Here is a 21,208-nt window from a genome sequence, read left to right on the forward strand (position 1 = left end):
CTCCCCGCAGGAGGCGCGCATCGTCCCCCGAGGGCACTCACCTCCCCGTAGGACGCCGGGACCCTCGCCGCGCGACGAGCGCGTCACCCCTGACAGACTGGACCCCATGCCAGGCCTGAACCTCACGAAGGCGGAGGCGGTCGAGCGCGCCGCCACTGTCGCGAACGTCTCCTACCGCGTCGACCTCGACTTCACCGCGACCGCGGACACCTTCCGCTCGGACACCGTGGTCGAGTTCGACGCGGTCGACGGGGCCTCGACCTTCATCGAGGCCGCAGGCGCGCGCATCGACCTCATCGAGCTCAACGGGGAGGCCCTGGACCCGGTCCTCCACGCCGAGGGCCGCATCGTGCTCGCTCCTCTCCGCGCGCGGAACACCCTGCGCGTCGCCGGCGACTTCGCCTATCGGAACGACGGCCAGGGGATCCACCGGTTCGTCGACCCGGCGGACGGGGAGGTCTACCTCTACAGCCAGTTCGCGGCCAACGACGCGCGCGCCGCCTTCGCGTGCTTCGACCAGCCCGACCTCAAGGCGCCGTTCACCTTCACCGTGACCGTTCCGGATCACTGGGTGGTGGTGTCGAACTCCCCCACGCCCGAGCCCGAGCCCCTCGACGGCCTCGCGACGGTCGCCGACGCGGACCACGGCACCGCCCGATGGAGCTTCGGCCCGACCGCGCCGATCCCCACCTACGGCGCCGCGGTGGTGGCCGGGCCGTACGCGTTCCACGAGGGGCTCCTGCACAGCGCCAAGGGCGACGTCCCCGCGCGCGTGTACGGGCGCCGCGAGCTCGAGGAGCACTTCGACGCCGAGCGCGTCCTCGCGGATACCCAGGCCGGGCTCGACCTCTACGAGCGCGTGTTCCGCACCGACTACCCGTACGAGAAGTACGACCAGATCTACGTCCCCCAGTACAACCTGGGCGCGATGGAGAACATCGGCTGCGTCACCATCTCCGAGGACCGGCTGCTGTTCCGCGGACGCGCGTCCGCGGCGAACCTGGAGTTCCGCACCGTGGTGGTGCTCCACGAGCTCGCCCACATGTGGTTCGGGAACCTCGTGACGATGCGCTGGTGGGACGACCTGTGGCTGAACGAGTCCTTCGCTGAGTTCATCGGCACGTGGGCCGCGGCCGAGGTGTCCGAGTGGACCGATGCGTGGGTCACGTTCGCGGCCGACCGGAAATCGGTCGCCTACGTCCAGGACCAGCTCCCGACCACGCACGCGATCGTGACCGAGGTCCCCGACACGGAGGCGACGGTCTCCGCGTTCGACATGATCACGTACGCCAAGGGCGCGTCCGCGCTCAAGCAGCTCGCCGAGCAGGTGGGCGAGGCGGTCTTCTTCCGCGGCGTAGCGTCGTATCTCAAGCGCTACCGCCACGGCAACGCCACGCTCGCCGAGTTCCTCGCGGAGGTCGAGCAGGCGGCCGACCGGCCCCTGGACGCCTGGGCGAGGGTCTGGCTCGAGACGCCCGGCGTCACCACGCTGCGCGCGATCGTGACGGAGGACGATGCGGGCCGCATCTCCCGCCTGGCGATCGCCGAGGACGTGCCGGCCGAGCACCCGGTCGGCCGCCCGCACCGCGTGCGCGTCGCCGGATACCTCCTCGGCGAGGAGGGCCTGCACCGGTCCTGGAGCGTCGACGTGGGCCTCGACGGCGAGCTCACCGAGGTGGGCGCCGCGGTGGGTCTTGCCGCGCCCGACCTGCTGCTGGTCAACGACCAGGACCTGACGTACGCCAAGCTCCACCTCGACGACCGCTCGCTCGAGACGCTGCGCGACGGCATCCGCGCGATCGACGAGCCGATGGTGCAGGCGACCGTGCTCGACGCGCTCTGGCACATGGTCCGCGACGGGTCGCTGCCCGCGCAGGTCTACGTCGACGCCGTGCTCACCCTCCTGCCGCGCCTGCGCAACTCCGCGACTGCTGAGTCGCATGTGCGCCTGACCGTGTTCGCGCTGACGCGCTACGTCGCGCCCGAGCTCACGCTGCCGCTGACCGAGGCGGCGGCCGAGCGGATGTGGGCCGCGCTCGCGGGGGCCGCCCCGGGCGGCGATCCCCAGCTCCAGCTGCTCAAGGCCTACGCGTGGTTCGCGACCACCCCCGATCAGGGTGAGCGCCTGCGGGCCCTGGTCGACGGCTCCGCCGAGCTCGAGGGGCTGCCGCTCGACTCCGACCTGCGCTGGGACCTGGTGGCGGGGATGGCCGCGTCCGGCGCGGCCACGCTCGAGCAGGTCGACGTGTACGCGGCGCGCGACGTGACCTCGGCGGGCCAGCGGCGAGCGGCCGGCGCGCGGGCGGCGATCGCGTCACCGGACGCCAAGCGCGCCGCCTGGGACGCGCTGGCCCACCCGGCGACCGGACCCGCCACGAACGCCGTCCAGTTCGAGCTCGCCGCCGGTCTCGCGCGCGCCGTCGACCCGCGGCTGCTCGTCCCGCTGCTCGACGACCTGCTCGCGGGGCTCCGCGGCTACTACGACGCGAACGCCGGCTTCGTCGGCGCACGGGTGGTCAAGGCGGTGCTGCCGACCGCGCTCACCGGGCGCGTCGACGGGATCGCCGAACGGCTCGAGACGTGGCTCACGGCGAACGCCGATGCGCCGTCCGTGCTGCGCAAGGCCGTGATCGAGGCGCTCGACCACGTGCGCCGCGCGGCCGTGGCGCAGGCGGTCAGCCGCTCCGCGCGCTGACCGGCCGAGGCACGCCCCGGCCCGCGAGCCTTCCGCCCCGGCCCTCCCCGTCGGACAGTCCGCACGGAGCTGGTCCCGGTTGGTCGGCGTGTCGCGGCGCGAACCGTCGTGACACGCCGCAGACCCGGGACGCACTCCGTGCGCACCGTCCGGGGGGGTGGTCAGGAGCGGGCCGCCTTGATCGCGCGGAACAGCCGCCGCACACGCGGGTGCTCGAACAGGTCGTCCAGCAGCACGGGCTCGCCGTTGCCGTCGGTGATCGGCACGCACCAGTTCGGGTACTCGGTGTCCGTGCCCGGCATGTTCTGGGCACGACGGTCGCCCACCGCATCGGTGATCGCGACGCCCGTGAGGAGCGAGGGGCTGTCGAGCACCCACCGGTGCAGGCCGGCGACCAGGTCCTCCTCGTTGTAGTCGCCCAGGATCCAGCCGCGTTCGAGCATCACGTCGATGTACGCCTGACGCTCGCGCTCCGCCTCCGCCTGCGCCGCCTCGATCCCGCCCTCGCCGAGCATGCCGAGCTCGGCCCGCAGCGTCACGTGCTCGCCCGCGAGGTACGCGGGCGTCGGGGGCAGGTCGTGCGTGGTGACGGCCGCGAGCGTGTCCGCGCGGTAGTCCTCGGGCAGGCGCGGGGCGCCGTCGTCATGGCGCTCGAACCAGACGATGGACGTGCCGAGGATCCCGCGGGAGTGCAGGTAGTCGCGCACCCACGGCTCGACGGTGCCGAGGTCCTCGCCGATCACGATCGTGCCGGCGCGCTGCGCCTCGAGCGCGATGATCCCGATGAGCGCCTCGTGGTCGAGGTACACGTACGCGCCGTCGAGCGGCGGGTGCCCGGCCGGGACCCACCACTGGCGGAACATGCCGAGCACGTGGTCGATCCGCAGGGCGCCGGCGTGACGCGCCGCCGCACGCACCATGTCCCGGAACGGCAGGTACGCGGCGGCCTCCAGGGCGCGCGGCTGCCACGGCGGGATCGACCAGTCCTGGCCCATCGCGTTGTAGTAGTCCGGCGGCACGCCCAGGCTGATCCCCTGCGCCAGCACGCGCTGGGAGGACCATGCGTCCGCCCCCTCGGGGTGCACGCCGACCGCGAGGTCGACCATCACGCCGATGCTCATGCCGGCGCGGGTCGCGGCGGCCTGCGCCCGCTCGAGCTGCTCGTCGGCGATCCACTGGAGCCACGCGTAGTACAGGACCCGGTCGGCGTGCTCGTCGCGCCAGGCCGCCACCGCCGCGGACGTCGGGGAGTCGAACTCGTCGGGCCAGGGCAGCCCGCGGTGCGCCTCGGAGATCGCGCACCACGTGGCGAAGTCCTCGAGAGCGGCGCCCTCGCGGAGGCAGAACTGCTCGAAGAGCGCGTCGCGGCCCGCGGAGCGGGGCGCCTTGAACACCTCCTCGAGCGCGGCGGACTTGAGCCTCCACACCGCGTTGCGGTCGAGCAGCTCGTCCGACTCGTTGAGGCGCTGAGGCTTCTCCGCCTCCCACGCCAGGAGCGCGCGCTGCTGCGACGGCAGGTACGCGACCTCGGGGATGTCCTCGACACGGATGTAGAGGGGCGAGAGGAACCGCTTGGACGTCGGCAGGTACGGCGAGTTGGTGATCGGCGCCACCGGCTCCGTCGCGTGCAGCGGGTTCACCAGGACGAACTCGGCCTCCGCGCGCGCCTTGCCCAGCGCGCACAGATCCGCGAGGTCGGCCAGGTCGCCCACGCCCCACGAGCGCTCCGAGCGCAACGAGTACAGCTGCACCGTGAGACCCCACGGCCGGGCCGCGCGGATCGCCGGGTCGATCTCAACCTGGGCGGGGGCGATCACGATGTGCCCGCGCCCGCGGCGCCCACCGGACACGGCCTCGACCACGTGCCAGCCCAGGGGAAGATCGGGTGGGACCAGGAAGGTCGCCCGGCCGCGCATCGTCCCCGCGACCTCTCGCGGCGGCACCCACCGGTCGAGCTGCTCCATCTCGCGCGTCTCGCCGCTCTCGAGGCGCAGCGTCACATCGACCTCGTCGCCGTCGTCGACGTGGACGGGCAGCTCGAGGGCGTCGCCGGCGGTCACCACCACCACGGGCGGCACCAGCCGGCTCCACTCGAGGTCCTCGAGGGCCTCGAGGGAGCGCTCGCACGCGACGTCCGAGCCGGCGTCGACCCCCATCGCGGCGAGGGCCGCGCGGATCGCGGGAGCGGAGCACTGGACCAGGGTTCCGTCGATGGCGTAGTACTCGACGGACACGCGGCACGCGCGCGCGAGCGCCGCGAGGGCCTCCGACGGCAGCTCGCGCTCGACCTCGGGCGCATCGTTCACACGCTCATCCTGCCACGATGCTGGGCGGATGCGGGCGCTGGCGCGCCCTCGTCTAAGGTGGGGCGCGTGATCTTCCTCACCGCGTCGGCGACCCCCGAGCCCGTGCCCACCAGCAGCGCGGAGGCGCAGGAGCTGATCGACGGGTGGATCTCGAACCTCGAGGACGGCGCGCTCGCGATGCTCGTCGTGACCGTCCTGCTGCTGCTCGCCTGGTTCGTCGGTCGCGGCCTGATCAAGGGCGTGACCAAGGGGATCGAGCGAGGGACCCCGTTCCAGGACGCGCGGACGCGCCGAGCGCTCAAGAAGGCACGCATCCCGATGCCGGAGCCCGACACGATGGAGCTGCGGCTCGAGACCGAGCGTCGGAGCCAGCGCGCCCACACCCTCAAGCGCGTGATGACGTCGGCCCTCGCCGTGGTGCTGATCGCGACGTTCGTCATGACGCTGCTCACCGTGCTGGGCATCCCGGTGAGCGGCATGCTCGCCTCCGCCGGCATCGTGGGCGTGGCGCTGGGCTTCGGCGCGCAGTCGCTCGTCAAGGACGTGCTCACCGGCGTGTTCATGCTGATCGAGGACCAGTACGGCGTCGGCGACGTGGTCGACCTGGGCGAGGCCTCCGGAGCGGTCGAGGAGGTCGGGATCCGGTCGACCCGGCTGCGGTCCCTCGACGGGACCGTCTGGTACATCCCCAACGGCGAGATCACGCGCGTGGGCAACATGACGCGGCTGTGGTCGCGCGCGCTCGTCGAGGCCCGCTTCGCCTACGACACCGACATCGAGGCCGCCCGTCAGGCGATGCTCGACGCGGTCGAGGCCGCCAAGGGCGCCTCCGACCAGGTCGCGGCCAACGTGCTGTCCGAGCCGGAGGTCGCCGGGGTCGAGTCGCTCGAGTACAACGCGGTGATGCTGCGGCTCCTGGTTCAGGTGAACCCGTCGACGCAGTGGGACATCATGCGCGAGATCCGTCGGCAGCTGCGGACCATCCTCGCGGAGCGGGGCATCGAGCTCGCCGTGCCGGGCGACGCCATGATGGTGTCCTCGACGGCGCCGAACCGCGCGGTGCACGACTCTGCGCGCACCGACTCCGGAGATCAGCCGACCGATGCCGACGGCCGGCCGCTCCCTCCGCCCAACGACGCCGCGGACGACTGATGAGCCAGCCGGGCATGAACGTCGGAGCGGGTCCCGCTCAGGACGAGGGCCAGAGCTTCTTCGAGGCGGTCGGAGGGCACGCGACCTTCGACGCGATCGTGCGCGCGTTCTACGACGGCGTCGCGGGGGATCCGGTGCTCCGACCCATGTACCCGGAGGACGACATGGAGGGCGCCGTCGAGCGCCTCACGCTGTTCCTCGAGCAGTACTGGGGCGGTCCCACCACGTACTCCGATCGGCGAGGTCACCCGCGGCTGCGCATGCGCCACCAGCCGTTCCGCGTCAACCCCGACGCGCGCGACCGGTGGATCGCCCACATGCGCGAGGCCGTCGCACGCCAGAACCTCGCTCCGCTGCACGCCGTCACCCTGATGGACTACCTGGAGCGCGCGGCGCATTCCATGGTGAACACGTTCGAGGAGGGCTGATGGAGCGCGTCGAGGACATCTGGGCGGACGCCGCGGTCGCCTCCGGCATGGCCGCCCTGGACCTGCGCCGGCTCGGCGACACGAGCTTCGAGGGCGACTCGCTGCCGATGCCGCGCGGCCGCGTGTTCGGCGGGCAGGTGCTCGCGCAGTCGCTGCTCGCGGCGGGCGCCACCGTGGCCGAGGACCGCTTCGCCCACTCGCTGCACGGGTACTTCCTCCGCGCGGGCGACGCCACCCAGCCGATCCAGTTCGAGGTCGAGATCCTCCGCGACGGCGGCTCCTTCTCCGCGCGCCGCACGCATGCGCTCCAGAACGGCAAGCCGATCCTGTCCCTGATCGCGTCCTTCCAGCTGGAGCAGGAGGGACCGGAGCACGCGGCGCCCATGCCCGCGGTGCCCGGTCCGGAGGAGGCCGCGTCGGGCGTCGACATCATGGCTCCGTTCGCCGGCCACCCCTCCGCCGACTTCTGGCTCACGAAGGCACCGTTCGACGTGCGCCACCTCGACGGCTCGCTCTTCCTGGGGCCGGACGCGGAGCCGAAGTCGACCCAGATGGCCTGGATGCGCGTGCGCCGGCCGATCGACGCCCCCGACCTGATGCACCGCGCGCTCCTGGCGTTCGGCTCGGACCAGGTGATGCTCGAGCCGCTGCTGCGTCGCCACGGGGCCTCGTGGGTGACGCCGGGGGTGGCCGTCGCCAGCCTCGACCATGCGATGTGGTGGTACCGGCCGGCGCGCGCCGACGAGTGGCTGCTGTTCGTCCAGGAGGCGCCCAACGCCCGGGGCGGTCGCGGCCTGACCGCGGCGCGGATCTACGCGCAGGACGGTACCCTGGTCGCCTCCGCGGCCCAGGAGGGCATGATCCGGATGTAGCGGGCTGACTGGTCCGTCATGCCTCGTAGGACCACGGATGTCACCGGTCTCACCGGCCGACCGGACACCACGGCGCCGTGTAACGATTCGATAAAGCCTGCTGCCTGAGTTGGACAACCCCCCGGGGGTCGTTGTTACGGTCGGCGAGCCGCTTCGCCTGGCTGTACCCGGCCGGCTGAGGCGTCAATGACCAGCCGAAGACCTCCTGACGCGCCCGCCCGACGCGGTGCTGCGGAGTGTGAGCAACGCCGCCCCGCGGTGTCGCCGGCGGGCCCGTGATTGCCGTCCGACGGCTGCGAGTCCCCTCGCTTGCCGAGGCCTTCGCCCACCCGAGTGAAGCCTGAGGACCCGTGAACGACGCGATCGCCTTGAAGGCGGAGGGCCTGTACAAGGTCTTCGGCCGCAATGCCGAGGCCGCCGTGGACAAGCTCCGCGCCGGCACCCCCCGAGACCAGCTCGGCGGCGCCACCGCCGCCGTCATCGACGCCTCCTTCGAGGTCATGCGCGGCGAGATCTTCGTCGTCATGGGTCTGTCGGGCTCGGGCAAGTCGACCCTGATCCGCATGCTCAACGGGCTCCACCCCGCGACCACGGGCAGCGTCGAGATCGGCGGCGAGCCGATCACGGCGACCAGCCCGAAGCGCCTGCGCGAGGTCCGTCGCACCAAGGTCTCGATGGTATTCCAGCACTTCGCGCTGCTCCCCCACCGCACCGTGATCGACAACGTCGCCTACGGCCTGGAGATCCAGGGCATGGGCCGCGAGGAGCGGATCGCCCGCGCCCGGAAGGTCACCGAGATCGTCGGGCTCGCCGGCTGGGAGGAGAAGCACCCCGGGGAGCTCTCGGGCGGCATGCAGCAGCGCGTGGGCCTCGCCCGCGCCCTCGCGGCCGACACCGAGGTCCTGCTGATGGACGAGGCGTTCTCCGCGCTCGACCCGCTGATCCGCCGCGGCATGCAGGATCAGCTGCTCGAGCTCCAGACCGAGCTCGGCAAGACCATCATCTTCATCACCCACGACCTCAACGAGGCGATGTACATCGGCGACCGGATCGCCGTCATGCGCGACGGGCGGATCGTCCAGATCGGCACGCCGGAGGAGATCCTCACGGACCCCGCGAACGACTACGTCGAGCAGTTCGTCCAGGACGTCGATCGGGCCAAGGTGCTCACGGCGGAGTCGGTCATGCGGCCCGCCCGCGCGGTGGTCCACACCGGTGCGGGCCCCCGTGCCGCCCTCACGCTGATGCGCGACGAGCAGGTCGCGGGCGCGTACGTGGTCAACCGCGACCGCAGCATCGTCGGTTGGGTCCGGGACCGCGACGTCTTCGACCTGGTGCGGAAGGGATCGACCGACCTCACGCCGGCGGTCAAGCCCGACCACGGCGCCGTCCCCGCCGACACCGCGCTCGCCGACCTGTTCATCCCCTCACTCGAGGCCGCGCTCCCGCTCGGCGTCGTCGACCACCGGGACCGTCTGGTCGGCGTGATCCCGCGCGTCACTCTGCTCGCGGCGCTGGGCGGGGAGCCCGAGGCGGCCGCCACGGCCAGCCCCCGACCCGACCCGCTGCCGACCGAGATGGTCGACCAGCTGCTGGAGAGCGCCGTCGGAGCCGGCGCCGCCGACGCCAAGGAGGCCCGCTGATGGACATCCGCATCCCCGTCGGCTCGTGGATCAAGGACTTCTTCGACTGGCTCGAGGACACGTTCTCCTGGCTCTTCGAGGCGCTCCGCCAGCTCTTCATCTGGATGTTCGACGCCGTCGACTGGGTCTTCGCGACCCCGCCGGCGCTCGTGGTGATCGCGCTCGTCGCGGCCGCCGCCCTCCTCGCGCGCGGCTGGCGCTTCGCGCTCGGCTCCGCGATCGGCCTGCTCTTCATCATGAGCGTCAACCAGTGGGACAACGCGGTCGACTCGCTCGCGCTCGTGCTGGTCGCCGCCTTCCTGGCGGTGGTGATCTCCATCCCGCTCGGCATCTGGGCCGCCCGCAACGACACGGTCTCGGCCGTGCTCAAGCCGGTCATGGACTTCCTGCAGACCCTGCCCGCGTTCGTGTACCTCGTGCCCGCGCTCGGGCTGTTCCGCATCGGGGTCGCCCCCGGCATCATCGCCACCCTGATCTTCGCGATGGCCCCCGGCGTGCGCCTCACCGAGCTCGGCATCCGCGGCGTCGACAAGGAGGTGGTCGAGGCCGGGCAGGCGTTCGGCGCGCACCCCCGTCGCATCCTGCGCCAGATCCAGATCCCCCTCGCGATGCCGTCGATCATGGCGGGCGTCAACCAGATCATCATGCTGTCGCTCTCGATGGTGGTCATCGCCGGGCTTGTCGGCGCCGGCGGGCTCGGCGGCGACGTGGCGCAGGCGATCTCCGCGCTCAACGTCGGGCTCGGCTTCGAGGCGGGCCTGTCGGTCGTCGTCCTCGCCATCCTGCTCGACCGCTTCACTGCATCGTTCGGCAAGGGCCTCGGCCTCTACTCGCGATGGCGCCGTGCCGCCGTCGCGAAGAAGGAGGCGGACGAGCAGGCGCGCTTCGACGCCGAGCTCGTCGAGGTCGGCGGGCCCCGTCGCTCGCCCGGCGCGGGCGGGGGCGGCGGCAGCCTCTGACCCTTCGCCGCATCGTCCCGCCCGGACGATGCGGCGCCCACCCAGGCTTCGCGGCCGCAAGGCCGCGTGCGCATCGCGGAGAAAGGACCCGGATGCGCTCACGGGCGCGGAGACACCGCGACCCGGGAAAGGAATACCAATGTTCAAGCGCACTGCCACCGCGTTCGCGGTGACGGCTGCTGCGGGCCTCGTGCTCGCGGGCTGCTCGTCCTCCGAGGGCGAGGCCGCCGACGAGGCCACCTCCGGCTCCGACGCCATGGCCGGCGGCGAGCTCACCCTCGCCGTCTTCAACGGCTGGGACGAGTCGCTCGCCACCTCGCTGCTCTGGGAGAACATCCTCGAGTCCAAGGGCTACACCGTCGAGCTCGAGTACGCCGACCCCGCGGTCGTCTTCCAGGGCGTCGCGGACGGCGACTACGACATCGTCACCGACGTGTGGCTGCCCCTCACCCACGCCTCGTACATCGAGGAGTTCGGTGACGACATGGAGGAGCTCGGCGCCTGGTTCGACTCCGCCGCGCTGACCGTGGCCGTGAACGCGGACGCGCCGATCGACTCGCTCGACGAGCTCGCCGACAACGCGGACGCCTTCGGCAACCGGATCGTCGGCATCGAGCCGGGCGCGGGCCTCACCGCCACCGTCCAGGACGCGGTCATCCCGACCTACGGCCTCGAGGGTCTCGACTTCATCACCTCGTCGACCCCCGCGATGCTGTCGGAGCTCGACACCGCCACCTCGAACGGCGAGAACATCATCGTGACGCTGTGGGAGCCGCACTGGGCCTACGGCGCGTACGACCTCAAGAACCTCGAGGACCCCGAGGGCACGCTCGGCGAGGCCGAGAGCATCGTGACCTACGGTCGCGCGGGCATCTCCGAGGACCTCCCCGAGGTCGCCGCGTGGCTCGGCGCGTTCACCATGGACGCCGACCACCTCTACGACCTCGAGAACCAGCTCAACGGCCAGGACGCGTCGGACTACGCGGACATCGTGTCCGAGTGGGTCGCCGCGAACCAGGAGTGGGTGGACTCGCTCACCGCGTGATCCTCTCGCATCGCTGAGAAGGCGCCGGTCACCCTCGGGTGGCCGGCGCCTTCTGCGCGTGCGGGGCGGCTCAGCGGTTGCGGAAGCGCACCGGCTCGTCGAGGTGCGGGCTCCACGCCTCGCGCTCGGCCTCGGTGAGGCGCCGCGGCCGGTTGGACTCGGCGTCGATCAGCACCAGGGTGGTCGCGGCCTTGGCGTAGAGCGCGCGCGGCTCGTCGCCGGCGGGGGACCACACCTCGTAGCAGATCTCGATGCTCGCGCCGCCGAGCCGCCCGATCCACAGCTGGACGTCGAGCGGCCGGCGCAGGTACGGGATAGGCGCCAGGTACTCGATCCGCTGGGCCGCGATCAGGGTGATGGTCTCCGCGTCGGGGCCCCCGGCGATCAGGGCCGTGTGGGGCACCTCGTGCTCCTCGGCGGCGGAGCGGTCCGCCCAGAACACGCGGATGCGCGCCTCCTCGAGGAGCCGCAGCATCTCGGCGTTGTTGACGTGCCCGTAGGCGTCGAGGTCCGACCACCGCAGCGTGATCGGCACATGGATCCGGCTCATGCCTTCACGCTAGCGCGGACCTGCACCTAGCCTGGACCGGTGAGGTTCACGGATCCGCAGGTCATCCTGTTCGTGGGCGACTGCGAGCGCGCGGCGCGCTTCTACGCGGCGTTCGGATTCGCCGAGACGTTCCGCAGCCCGGACGATGCGCCGGTCAAGATCGAGATGGCGATGGGCGGCTTCGCGCTCGGGCTGGCGCTGCCCGGCCCCGCCGCGGAGAGCCACGGCCTCTCCCCCGTCACCACCGGCGACCGCGCCTGCCTCACCCTCTGGACCGACAACGTCGAGGCCGCGTACGGGCTCGCGGTCGATGCGGGCGGCACGGCGCGGCGCGCGCCGCATCCCTTCCGCGACGGGATCCTCAGCGTCGCCTTCGTCGACGACCCCGACGGGCATCCGGTCCAGCTGGTCCAGCGCGTCCGCTGAGACGACGATGCCCGCGCCTCGGGTGAGGCGCGGGCGTCGTCGACGGGTGCTCGCGGTCAGTCGCGCGTGAGCTTGCGGTAGGTCACGCGGTGCGGGCGAGCCGCCTCGGCGCCCAGGCGCTCCACCTTGTTGGCCTCGTAGGACTCGAAGTTGCCCTCGAACCAGAACCACCTGGCCGGGTCCTCCTCGGTGCCCTCGTACGCGAGGATGTGGGTCGCGACGCGGTCGAGGAACCAGCGGTCGTGGGAGACCACCACGGCGCAGCCGGGGAACTCGAGCAGCGCGTTCTCGAGCGAGCCGAGGGTCTCGACGTCGAGGTCGTTGGTCGGCTCGTCCAGCAGCAGGACGTTGCCGCCCTCCTTCAGGGTGAGGGCCAGGTTGAGGCGGTTGCGCTCACCGCCCGACAGGATCCCTGCGGCCTTCTGCTGGTCCGGGCCCTTGAAGCCGAATGCGCTGACGTACGCGCGCGAGGGCATCTCGACCTTGCCGACGTTGATGTAGTCGAGCCCGTCGGAGACGACCTCCCACAGCGACTTGTCCGGGTCGATCCCGCCGCGGCTCTGGTCGACGTAGGAGACCTGCACGGTCTCGCCGACCTTCAGGTCGCCGCCGTCGAGCGGCTCGAGCCCGACGATGGTCTTGAACAGGGTGGTCTTGCCCACGCCGTTGGGGCCGATCACGCCGACGATGCCGTTGCGCGGCAGCGAGAAGCTGAGCCCGTCGATGAGCACGCGGTCGCCGAAGCCCTTCTTGAGGTTCTTCGCCTCGATCACCGTCGAGCCCAGGCGCGGGCCCGGCGGGATCTGGATCTCCTCGAAGTCGAGCTTCCGGGTGCGCTCTGCCTCGGCCGCCATCTCCTCGTACCGGGCCAGGCGCGCCTTGGACTTGGTCTGACGTCCCTTGGCGTTCGACCGCACCCACTCGAGCTCCTCCTTGAGGCGCTTGGCGAGCTTCGCGTCCTTCTTGCCCTGGACCTGCAGGCGCTCCTGCTTCTTCTCGAGGTAGGTCGAGTAGTTGCCCTCGTAGGGGTACAGGCGTCCGCGGTCGACCTCGCAGATCCACTCCGCGACGTGGTCGAGGAAGTACCGGTCGTGGGTGACGGCGAGCACGGCGCCGGGGTACTTGGCGAGGTGCTGCTCGAGCCACAGCACGGACTCGGCGTCGAGGTGGTTGGTCGGCTCGTCGAGCAGCAGCAGGTCGGGCTTCTCCAGCAGCAGCTTGCACAGCGCGACGCGGCGGCGCTCACCGCCCGAGAGGACCGTCACGTCCGCGTCCGGCGGCGGGCACCGCAGCGCGTCCATCGCCTGTTCGAGCTGGGCGTCGAGGTCCCATGCGTTGGCGTGGTCGAGCTCCTCCTGGAGCTCGCCCATCTCGGCCAGCAGCTTGTCGTAGTCCGCGTCGGGGTCGGCCATCTCCTCGGAGATCTGGTTGAAGCGCTCGAGCTTGGTGTAGATCTCGCCCACGCCCTCACGGACGTTCCCGATGACGTCCTTCTCCTCGTTCAGCGGCGGCTCCTGCAGGAGGATGCCGACGGTGTACCCGGGGCTGAGCCGTGCCTCCCCGTTCGAGGGCTGCTCGATGCCGGCCATGATCTTGAGGATCGTGGACTTTCCGGCGCCGTTCGGGCCCACGACGCCGATCTTGGCGCCGGGGTAGAACGCCATGGTCACGTCGTCGAGGATGACCTTGTCGCCGTGCGCCTTGCGCGCCTTCTGCATGGTGTAGATGAACTCTGCCACTGCCGCTCCGTGTCTCGAGTGCGCGCGTGCGTGCCGCGCCGCATACCAGTGACCTAGCCTACGCGAGCGATGCCGGGCGCAGGGGCGTCCGGACGCCCGGCACCGAGGCCTCACCGCACCAGGGTCGGTTCCTCGACCTCCGCATCCTCCGGCTCGTCCAGCTCCTCGCCCCCGGGGCCGTGCTCCTCCGCCTCGCCGCGCGCCGCCTCGATGGCCTCGCCCGCAGCGGTGCCGTCACCTTCGCCCATCGACTCGTCGCCGACGGCACGGGTGAACGTCGCGAAGCCTCGCGTGAGGTCGTGCCCGACGGCGGTCGCGTCGATCACCAGGTCCGTGCGCGGGCCCTTCTCCGACTCCCAGAGGTTGGTCCGCATCCTCCCGGTCACCAGCACCGGCTGGCCCTTCTCCACCGACTGCTTGATCAGGATCGCGGAGCCGCGGAACGCGCGGACCGTGAACCACTCCGTCGACCCGTCGACCCACTCGCCCCGCGCCCGGTCGAAGTACCTCGGAGTCGAGGCGAGCCGGAAGCTCGCCACCGCCGCCCCGTTCTTGCCCACGGTCAGGCGGACGTCCGTCGCCGCCCACCCCACCACGGTCACCTGCAGCTCGTTCATGTCTTCCTCCCTGGCGGCCGCACCGTGCGGCCGCCTCCAGGGTGGGCGGGTGGACGATGCCGCGCGGCGCCGGGCGCCGCGATCGGGGATGACGGCAGGCAGCGACGCGGGTGGGGACATCGCACGCGGCTCACCCGCGCGGGTCAGCGGGCGTCCGGCTCCGGTGCGCCGGCATCGCCGCGGAGGTGGGCGGGACCGTGATGCGGCCGGCCGTCGCCCTCGCCGGCGACCGGCTCCCACAGCTCGGCCGGCGCGGTGTGCGGTTCCTCGGGCTCCGCGACATGCGCGGGCACGCGTGAGTCGGGGCGGTCGCGCGGCACCTCCGGGGGTGCCTCGCTGCGGGCGAGCTCCGTGAGCTCGTCGAGGTTGCGGTAGGCCTGGTGGATGAGCTCGGTCGGGGCCACCACCAGGGGCGAGACGGCGCCGAGGACGGCGGCCCTCCCCTGCTCGACCATCCCGCGGGCGAACGCGGTCCCCTTCGCCCCGCGCCGGAAGAAGCCGCCCGCGCGCACCGGCGTCTCCCACGGGACGGCCGCGAGGGCCTCGGCGATGCGCTCGGTCAGCAGCTCCGCCGGCGCCACCGCGTCGTCGATCACGGTGCGCCACGTGACGGGCAGCCCCTCGGACGCCGCGTCGACCCAGTCGAGCCTCTCGCGCTCGACCACCTCGCGGCCCAGCCCCGCGGGCTGCGGCACCTGCTGCGCCTTGCCCGCCACCACCAGCGCCGCCGCCTGCGCGCGCGCGTCGACACCGGCCGCGGCCGTCAGCGCCGCGACGAGCTCCGCGACGTCGGGCAGGACCGGCTCCGCGTCACGCGCCAGCGCGCGCTCGAGCGTCCGGCCGGCCTCGACCAGGTCGGCGGCCACCGCGTCGGCGGCGACCGAGCGCGCCTCCACGGCGCCCTCGAGCTCCGCGCGCAGCACGTCCACCCCCTGGCCGGTGCGCGCGCTCACCGGCATGACCGGGACGGAGTGCATCCCGTCCTCCGCCAGCAGACGCTGCAGGTCGCGCGCGACGTTCCAGCCGTCCTCGGTGGTGAGCCGGTCCACGTGGTTGAGCACCACCAGCGACGGCTGGCCATGGTCGGAGGCGACGCGCAGGTAGCCGTCGTGGATCGCGTGGTCGGCGTACTTCTGCGGGTCGACCACCCACAGCAGCAGGTCGACCATGGGGATCATGCGGTCCACGGTCGCGCGGTTGTGCGCGTTGACCGAGTCGTGGTCGGGCAGGTCCAGCAGGATCAGGCCGCCGAGCGCCGGATCCGCATCCGCCTCCGGCGCCTGCGCGCGCACCAGCCGACGCTGCGGAGCGACGCCGAGCCAGTCGAGCAGCGCCTGAGCGGGGTCGGGGCCCCAGACCGCCGCACTGACCTCGGAGGTGGTGGGGCGCGCGACGCCGGGCACCGCGAAGGACATGCCGGCGAGCGCGTTGAACAGGGTCGACTTGCCGGACCCCGTGCCGCCCGCGAGCGCGACCACCGTCCAGTCGATGCCGAGCCGGAGCCGCTCCTCGCAGCGGTCGATCGTCGCCTCGAGCTCGCGGCGCACGTCGCCGGGGATCGCCGCGCGGGCCCACGTGAGGGACGAGCGCAGGCGCTCGACCCGCTCGCGCAGCACGGAGGTCTCGTCGCGGGGCGCCAGGTGGTCGAAGCTCACGCTCACAGCAGGCCTCGCAGCTCTGCGCGCCGCAGCCGGATCTTCGCCGAGGAGTCGGGCATCAGCGACGGGATGTCGGTGGGCCGCATCATGTCGAGCGACTCCCGGGAGACGCAGTGGCGGCGGGCGGCGGCCAGCTCCGCCCGTGCCTCCTCGACGGCCTCGCCGACGGCCTGGCCCGTGAGCACCATGAGCGCGGTGCGCGCCTCCTCGATCCCGAGCGCGGCGCTCGCGAGGGTGGTGGTGAGGCCGGGCTCCCCGACCACCTCGATGCCGGACGATGCGCCGGGCAGCGCGAGGACGATCTCCTGGCAGCGGTGCATCCACCGGCGGGCCGCGTCGGCCGCCTGGCGCTCGCGCGCCTGCCGGGCGTCGCGGGGATCGCGTCGCTCCGCGAGCCAGGGTCCCACGCCGGTGTCGGCGCGCCGCAGCGCGGCCGTCATCGCCTCCGCCACCGAGGCAGCGGCGTGGACCAGGCGCGACTCGACCGCGTCGAGCACGTCGACGTAGATCTCGTGCAGGACGGTGTCACGGTCCTCCCGCAGGTGCCGGCGCTTGACCCACAGCGAGTTGCGGAGCCGGAAGAGCGCGCCGCCGTCGGCCGTCGCCTGCTGCCACCGGGTGGTGAGCGCGCCGGTCGGGATGGTCTCCCACCACCGGTCGCCGCCTTCGTTCTCGACCTGGGCGGCGCTGCGGCGGACCTCGGATCGAACGTCCTTGGCGGCGGCGGACTGCTCGTCCATCGCCTCGGCGACCACCTCGAGCCACTCCTTCACGGACTCGGCGGCGCCGTGCAGCGTGCGTTCGACGATGGTCGCGGCGGACGCGGCCGCCACGGAGTCGAGCCAGCGGCCCAGGCCGTTGACCACGTCGCGCGGCACCGTGGCCTGACGCGCGGTGTCCTCGGGGATCACGAACAGCGGGAGCGTCTCGAGGTGCTCGAGCGTGAGGCGGTCGACCAGCTCGCGGCGCACCTGGGCGGCGATGTCGACCGTGACACGGTTGAGCACCACGGCGATCGACGCACCACGGTCCGCGCCCGCGCGCAGAGCCTCCCACGGCAGCGCGTCGCCGTAGCGAGCGGGGGTGGTGACGAAGATCCACAGGTCGGCGGCCTCGAGCAGCACCTTGGCGATCTCGCGGTTCTCCCCGCGCACCGAGTCCAGGTCGGGCGAGTCCACGATCGCGAGCCCGCGGGGCACCGCCTCGGTCGCGATGACCTTGCCCCGCTGCTCGACCTCCGTGAGCACCGAGGTGTCGAGCGGGTGGTGGAACACGTGAGGGATACGGGTGGTCGGGCGCAGCACCCCCGATGGGGTGAGCTGCTCTCCCACCAGCGCGTTGACCACGGTGGACTTGCCCGCGCCCGTCGAGCCGGCGACCACCACGACGGCGGGCGACGCCTCCTCGCGGACGCGCGGGATCAGGTGATGGTCGAGCTGGTCGAGCATGCGGCGCATGGTGTCGCGCGCCTCGTCCACGCTGGGCGTCGGGAGCGGCAGCTCCACCCCGGCGACCACCTTCCTGGTGTCCACCAGGGCGTCGAGGAGGTTGCCGGGGTACGACCACGTCTTGATGGGTCGCACGCTCATGCGACCCCGACCCCTCGTCCCACCATGCGTCAAGGGTAGCGCGGGGCCTCCTACCAGGCCGCACGAGCGCAGCGAGCCGCGCGACTACTCTGTATCCGTGCGTTCTGCGCGCGCCGGCCCCCGTAGCTCAATGGATAGAGCAACGGCCTTCTAATCCGTAGGTTGCAGGTTCGAGTCCTGCCGGGGGCGCCGCCGACCGAGCGCCACCGAGATGGCGCGCGAGCGCTCGATACCCGCGGGCCCTGTGCACCGGTCCTCCATCTCAGGGGGGGGGGTGAGGGCGGACGATGCGCCGGGACGGCGGGACGATGCGCGCCCGGCGCGGCGATTTCTGGCACCGGGGCGCCCGCATGAGCCGTCTCACCAGGCGAGACGCTTCCGCCGAGAATTGGGACCAGGAGCGGGCACAGGTCCCGGGTCGCGCCCGCGAACCGTCCACTAGCCTGGTCGCGAGGCAACCAGGAACCCGGTCCGCGGCCGCCGCATCGGCACGTCGCACCGACCGATGGAGACCGGTTCCGCGGCACGCGACGCGCGGGACCAGAACAGGATGACCGATGAAGATTGGGGTCCCCGCGGAGACCCGTGCGGGCGAGAGGCTCGTCGCGGCGAGCCCCGCCTCGGTGGCGCAGCTGATCAAGCTGGGCTACGAGGTCGTGATCGAGGCAGGCGCCGGCACGTCGGCCAGCTTCCTCGACGCCCAGTACGAGGAGGCCGGCGCGACGCTCGTCGACGCCGCGACCGCCTGGGGCGCGGACATCGTCACGTGCGTGAACGCCCCGAAGCCCGCGCAGATCAAGCTGCTGCGCGAGGGCGCGACCCTGGTCGCGACCATGGCGCCGCACTCGAACGAGCGGCTGGTGGCCTCGCTCGCGAAGCGCGGCGTCACCGCGCTCGCCCTCGACGCCGTCCCGCGCATCTCCCGCGCGCAGGCGATCGACGTCCTGTCGACCATGTCGAACGTCGCCGGCTATCGCGCGGTGATCGAGGCGGCCGAGAACTACGGCGGCATGTTCACGGGCCAGGTCACCGCCGCCGGCAAGACCAAGCCCGCCACCGTGTTCATCATCGGCGCGGGCGTCGCCGGCCTCGCGGCGATCGGCGCCGCGTCCTCCCTGGGCGCCCAGGTGCGCGCGTTCGACGTGCGCCCCGAGGTGGCGGAGCAGATCGAGTCGATGGGCGGCACGTTCGTCGACGCCCCCGAGGCTCAGCAGGAGATCAGCGCCGACGGCTACGCCAAGCCCCTCACGGCGGAGCAGCAGGCCGCCGCGATGGCCGTCTACGCCAAGGAGGCCGCGAACGCCGACGTGGTGATCACGACGGCGCTGGTGCGCGGCACCGCGCCCACCACGATCACCGCCGACGTGGTGGCGGGCATGCGGCCCGGCTCCGTGATCGTCGACCTCGCGGCCTCGGGCGGCGGCAACTGCGCGCTCACGGTCCCCGGCAAGACGGTCCTGTCGGACAACGGCGTGACCATCGTCGGCTACACCGATCTCACCAGCCGCATGCCGCGCCACACGTCGACCCTGTTCGGCACCAACATCGTGCACCTGATGGCGCTGCTGACGCCGGGCAAGGACGGCGCGATGGTGCTCGACCTCGAGGACCAGGTGCAGCGCGGCATGACCGTCGCGCACGCGGGCGAGGTCATGTGGCCGCCGCCGCCCGTGTCCGTGTCCGCGGCGCCGGCCCCGGTCGCGGCGCAGGGCCCGACCGAGGAGGAGCTGGCCGAGAAGGCCCGCCTCGAGCAGGAGGTCGCGCTGGCGACGGCCAGGCGCCGCAACTGGCTCTACGGCGCCGGCGCGGTCGCCGCGCTGCTCCTGCTCGCGCTCTCCGACCAGGACACCGTCAAGCACCTCACGGTGTTCGCGCTCGCCGTGATCGTCGGCTTCTACGTGATCTCGAACGTGAAGCACTCGCTCCACACCCCGCTGATGGCTCAGACCAACGCCATCTCCGGCATCATCCTGGTCGGCGCGCTGCTGCAGATCGGCTCCGAGGACGCGATCGTGTCCACGCTGTCCTTCATCGCCGCCGCCGTCGCCAGCATCAACATCTTCGGAGGCTTCCTGGTGACGTACCGGATGCTCGGGATGTTCAGGAAGGACGCCTGATGACCCTCACCTCCCTCGCCACCGCGATCTACGTGGTCGCCGCGGTCCTGTTCATCCTGTCGCTCGCCGGCCTCTCCCAGCAGGAGACCGCCCGTCGCGGCAACATCCTCGGCATGGTCGGCATGGGCCTCGCGCTCGTCGCGACCGTGGTCCTGTCCCTCCAGCAGTCCGAGCGCAGCCCGTGGATCACGGCGCTGCTCATCGCGATGGTGTTCGCGATCGGCGCGGGCGTGGGCATGTGGCGCGCGCGCACCGTCGAGATGACGCAGATGCCCGAGCTCATCGCGATGCTCCACTCCTTCGTGGGCCTCGCGGCGGTGCTGGTCGGCTTCAACTCCTACCTGACGGAGGAGGCCGACGCGATCCACCAGATCGAGGTCTTCCTCGGCGTGTTCATCGGCGCGATCACCTTCACGGGCTCGATCGTCGCGTACCTCAAGCTCAGCGCGAAGATGAAGTCGCGCCCGCTCACGCTGCCCGGCCGCAACCTGCTCAACCTGGGCGCCGTGGTGGCCAGCGCCGGCCTGCTGGGCTGGTTCATCGCGACCAACAGCCTCGTCCCGCTGATCATCATGACCGTCATCGCGCTCGCGCTCGGCTTCCACCTGGTCGCCGCGATCGGCGGCGGCGACATGCCTGTGGTCGTGTCGATGCTCAACTCGTACTCCGGCTGGGCGGCCGCGGCCGCGGGCCTGATGCTGGAGAACGACCTGCTGATCGTCACCGGCGCGCTGGTCGGCTCCTCCGGTGCGATCCTCAGCTACATCATGTGCAAGGCGATGAACCGCGCGTTCCTCGCCGTCATCCTCGGAGGCTTCGGCACCGAGGGCGGCAGCGCATCGTCCGGCGACGCCGAGCAGGGCGAGCACCGCGAGGTGAAGGCGCCCGAGGCGGCGGAGATCCTCGCGCAGGCCAAGTCCGTCATCATCGTCCCGGGCTACGGCATGGCCGTCGCGAAGGCGCAGTACCCGGTCGCGGACATGGTGTCGAACCTGCGCGCGCACGGCGTCGAGGTGCGCTTCGGCGTCCACCCGGTCGCCGGACGCCTGCCGGGCCACATGAACGTGCTGCTCGCCGAGGCGAAGGTGCCGTACGACATCGTGCTCGAGATGGACGAGATCAACGACGACTTCCCCGAGACCGACGTGGTGCTGGTGATCGGCGCCAACGACGTGGTCAACCCGTCCGCGCTCGAGGACCCGGGCTCGCCTCTCGCCGGCATGCCGGTGCTCGAGGTGTGGAAGGCGAAGCAGTGCATCGTCTTCAAGCGCTCGATGGCCACGGGCTACGCCGGCGTGCAGAACCCGCTGTTCTTCCGCGAGAACTCGGCGATGCTGTTCGGCGACGCGAAGACCCAGGTCGAGGAGATCCTCACCCACCTGCGCGTCAGCGAGGGCGCGAGCGCCTGACGT

At 72.1% G+C, this 21,208-nt stretch carries 16 protein-coding genes and 1 tRNA gene; 11 read left to right on the forward strand and 6 right to left on the reverse strand.

Annotation, left to right across the window (positions count from 1 at the left end; translation table 11 throughout):
• Window positions 1–106 precede the first annotated feature (106 nt).
• Window positions 107–2,695 (forward strand): aminopeptidase N, encoded by a 2,589-nt coding sequence (gene pepN / locus QQX10_RS05290; protein WP_301122045.1) that lies wholly within the window; start codon window positions 107–109, stop codon window positions 2,693–2,695.
• A 161-nt stretch (window positions 2,696–2,856) separates the two neighbouring features.
• Here pepN and malQ read toward each other — a convergent pair whose 3' ends face one another.
• Window positions 2,857–5,001 (reverse strand): 4-alpha-glucanotransferase, encoded by a 2,145-nt coding sequence (malQ, locus tag QQX10_RS05295; RefSeq protein WP_301122047.1) that lies wholly within the window; start codon window positions 4,999–5,001, stop codon window positions 2,857–2,859.
• A gap of 66 nt (window positions 5,002–5,067) precedes the next feature.
• On the opposite strand from malQ, the gene QQX10_RS05300 reads away from it, so the two are divergent.
• The 6 genes from QQX10_RS05300 (at window position 5,068) to QQX10_RS05325 (ending at window position 11,100) form a co-directional block, all read left to right on the forward strand.
• Entirely contained in the window at window positions 5,068–6,153 is a 1,086-nt protein-coding gene (locus tag QQX10_RS05300) for a mechanosensitive ion channel family protein (protein WP_301122049.1), read from the forward strand.
• Complete coding sequence (locus QQX10_RS05305; RefSeq protein WP_301122051.1) at window positions 6,153–6,581, forward strand: globin; 429 nt, start codon at window positions 6,153–6,155, stop codon at window positions 6,579–6,581. Before QQX10_RS05300 ends, QQX10_RS05305 begins: the two co-directional genes overlap by 1 nt.
• Window positions 6,581–7,453 (forward strand): acyl-CoA thioesterase, encoded by an 873-nt coding sequence (locus QQX10_RS05310; protein WP_301122053.1) that lies wholly within the window; start codon window positions 6,581–6,583, stop codon window positions 7,451–7,453. Before QQX10_RS05305 ends, QQX10_RS05310 begins: the two co-directional genes overlap by 1 nt.
• A gap of 350 nt (window positions 7,454–7,803) precedes the next feature.
• Window positions 7,804–9,096, forward strand: coding sequence for a quaternary amine ABC transporter ATP-binding protein (locus QQX10_RS05315; protein ID WP_301122055.1), 1,293 nt, complete (start codon window positions 7,804–7,806; stop codon window positions 9,094–9,096).
• Window positions 9,096–10,055, forward strand: coding sequence for an ABC transporter permease (locus QQX10_RS05320; RefSeq protein WP_301122058.1), 960 nt, complete (start codon window positions 9,096–9,098; stop codon window positions 10,053–10,055). Before QQX10_RS05315 ends, QQX10_RS05320 begins: the two co-directional genes overlap by 1 nt.
• Window positions 10,056–10,194: 139 nt before the next feature.
• Window positions 10,195–11,100: a glycine betaine ABC transporter substrate-binding protein gene (locus QQX10_RS05325; RefSeq protein WP_301122060.1), complete on the forward strand. Its 906-nt coding sequence runs from the start codon at window positions 10,195–10,197 to the stop codon at window positions 11,098–11,100.
• 70 nt (window positions 11,101–11,170) lie between these two features.
• Here the strand turns inward: QQX10_RS05325 and QQX10_RS05330 are convergent, their stop codons facing one another.
• The gene (locus tag QQX10_RS05330) at window positions 11,171–11,650 is read right to left on the reverse strand and encodes an acyl-CoA thioesterase (protein WP_301122062.1); all 480 of its coding nucleotides are present in this window, start codon (window positions 11,648–11,650) and stop codon (window positions 11,171–11,173) included.
• Between the two features lie 39 nt (window positions 11,651–11,689).
• Here QQX10_RS05330 and QQX10_RS05335 point away from each other — a divergent pair, with 39 nt between their 5' ends.
• Window positions 11,690–12,076 (forward strand): VOC family protein, encoded by a 387-nt coding sequence (locus tag QQX10_RS05335; protein ID WP_301122064.1) that lies wholly within the window; start codon window positions 11,690–11,692, stop codon window positions 12,074–12,076.
• Window positions 12,077–12,132: 56 nt separating this feature from the next.
• On the opposite strand, the gene ettA is transcribed toward QQX10_RS05335, so the two are convergent.
• The 4 genes from ettA to QQX10_RS05355 form a co-directional block, all read right to left on the reverse strand.
• Window positions 12,133–13,815, reverse strand: a complete 1,683-nt coding sequence (ettA, locus tag QQX10_RS05340) for an energy-dependent translational throttle protein EttA (RefSeq protein ID WP_301122066.1) — start codon at window positions 13,813–13,815, stop codon at window positions 12,133–12,135.
• A 110-nt stretch (window positions 13,816–13,925) separates the two neighbouring features.
• Window positions 13,926–14,432: a single-stranded DNA-binding protein gene (locus tag QQX10_RS05345; protein WP_301122068.1), complete on the reverse strand. Its 507-nt coding sequence runs from the start codon at window positions 14,430–14,432 to the stop codon at window positions 13,926–13,928.
• Window positions 14,433–14,575: 143 nt separating this feature from the next.
• Window positions 14,576–16,087, reverse strand: coding sequence for a GTPase (locus QQX10_RS05350; RefSeq protein WP_301122071.1), 1,512 nt, complete (start codon window positions 16,085–16,087; stop codon window positions 14,576–14,578).
• A 2-nt stretch (window positions 16,088–16,089) separates the two neighbouring features.
• Window positions 16,090–17,679, reverse strand: a complete 1,590-nt coding sequence (locus QQX10_RS05355; RefSeq protein WP_301122073.1) for a dynamin family protein — start codon at window positions 17,677–17,679, stop codon at window positions 16,090–16,092.
• A gap of 116 nt (window positions 17,680–17,795) precedes the next feature.
• Here QQX10_RS05355 and QQX10_RS05360 point away from each other — a divergent pair.
• The 3 genes from QQX10_RS05360 (at window position 17,796) to pntB (ending at window position 21,205) form a co-directional block, all read left to right on the forward strand.
• Window positions 17,796–17,868, forward strand: a tRNA-Arg gene (locus tag QQX10_RS05360).
• Between the two features lie 368 nt (window positions 17,869–18,236).
• Entirely contained in the window at window positions 18,237–19,796 is a 1,560-nt protein-coding gene (locus QQX10_RS05365) for a Re/Si-specific NAD(P)(+) transhydrogenase subunit alpha (RefSeq protein WP_301122075.1), read from the forward strand.
• A complete protein-coding gene (pntB, locus tag QQX10_RS05370; RefSeq protein ID WP_301122077.1) occupies window positions 19,796–21,205 on the forward strand; it encodes a Re/Si-specific NAD(P)(+) transhydrogenase subunit beta in 1,410 nt (469 codons plus the stop codon). Before QQX10_RS05365 ends, pntB begins: the two co-directional genes overlap by 1 nt.
• Window positions 21,206–21,208: the final 3 nt, after the last annotated feature.

This window comes from Demequina lignilytica, assembly GCF_030418305.1.
GTDB lineage: Bacteria > Actinomycetota > Actinomycetes > Actinomycetales > Demequinaceae > Demequina > Demequina lignilytica.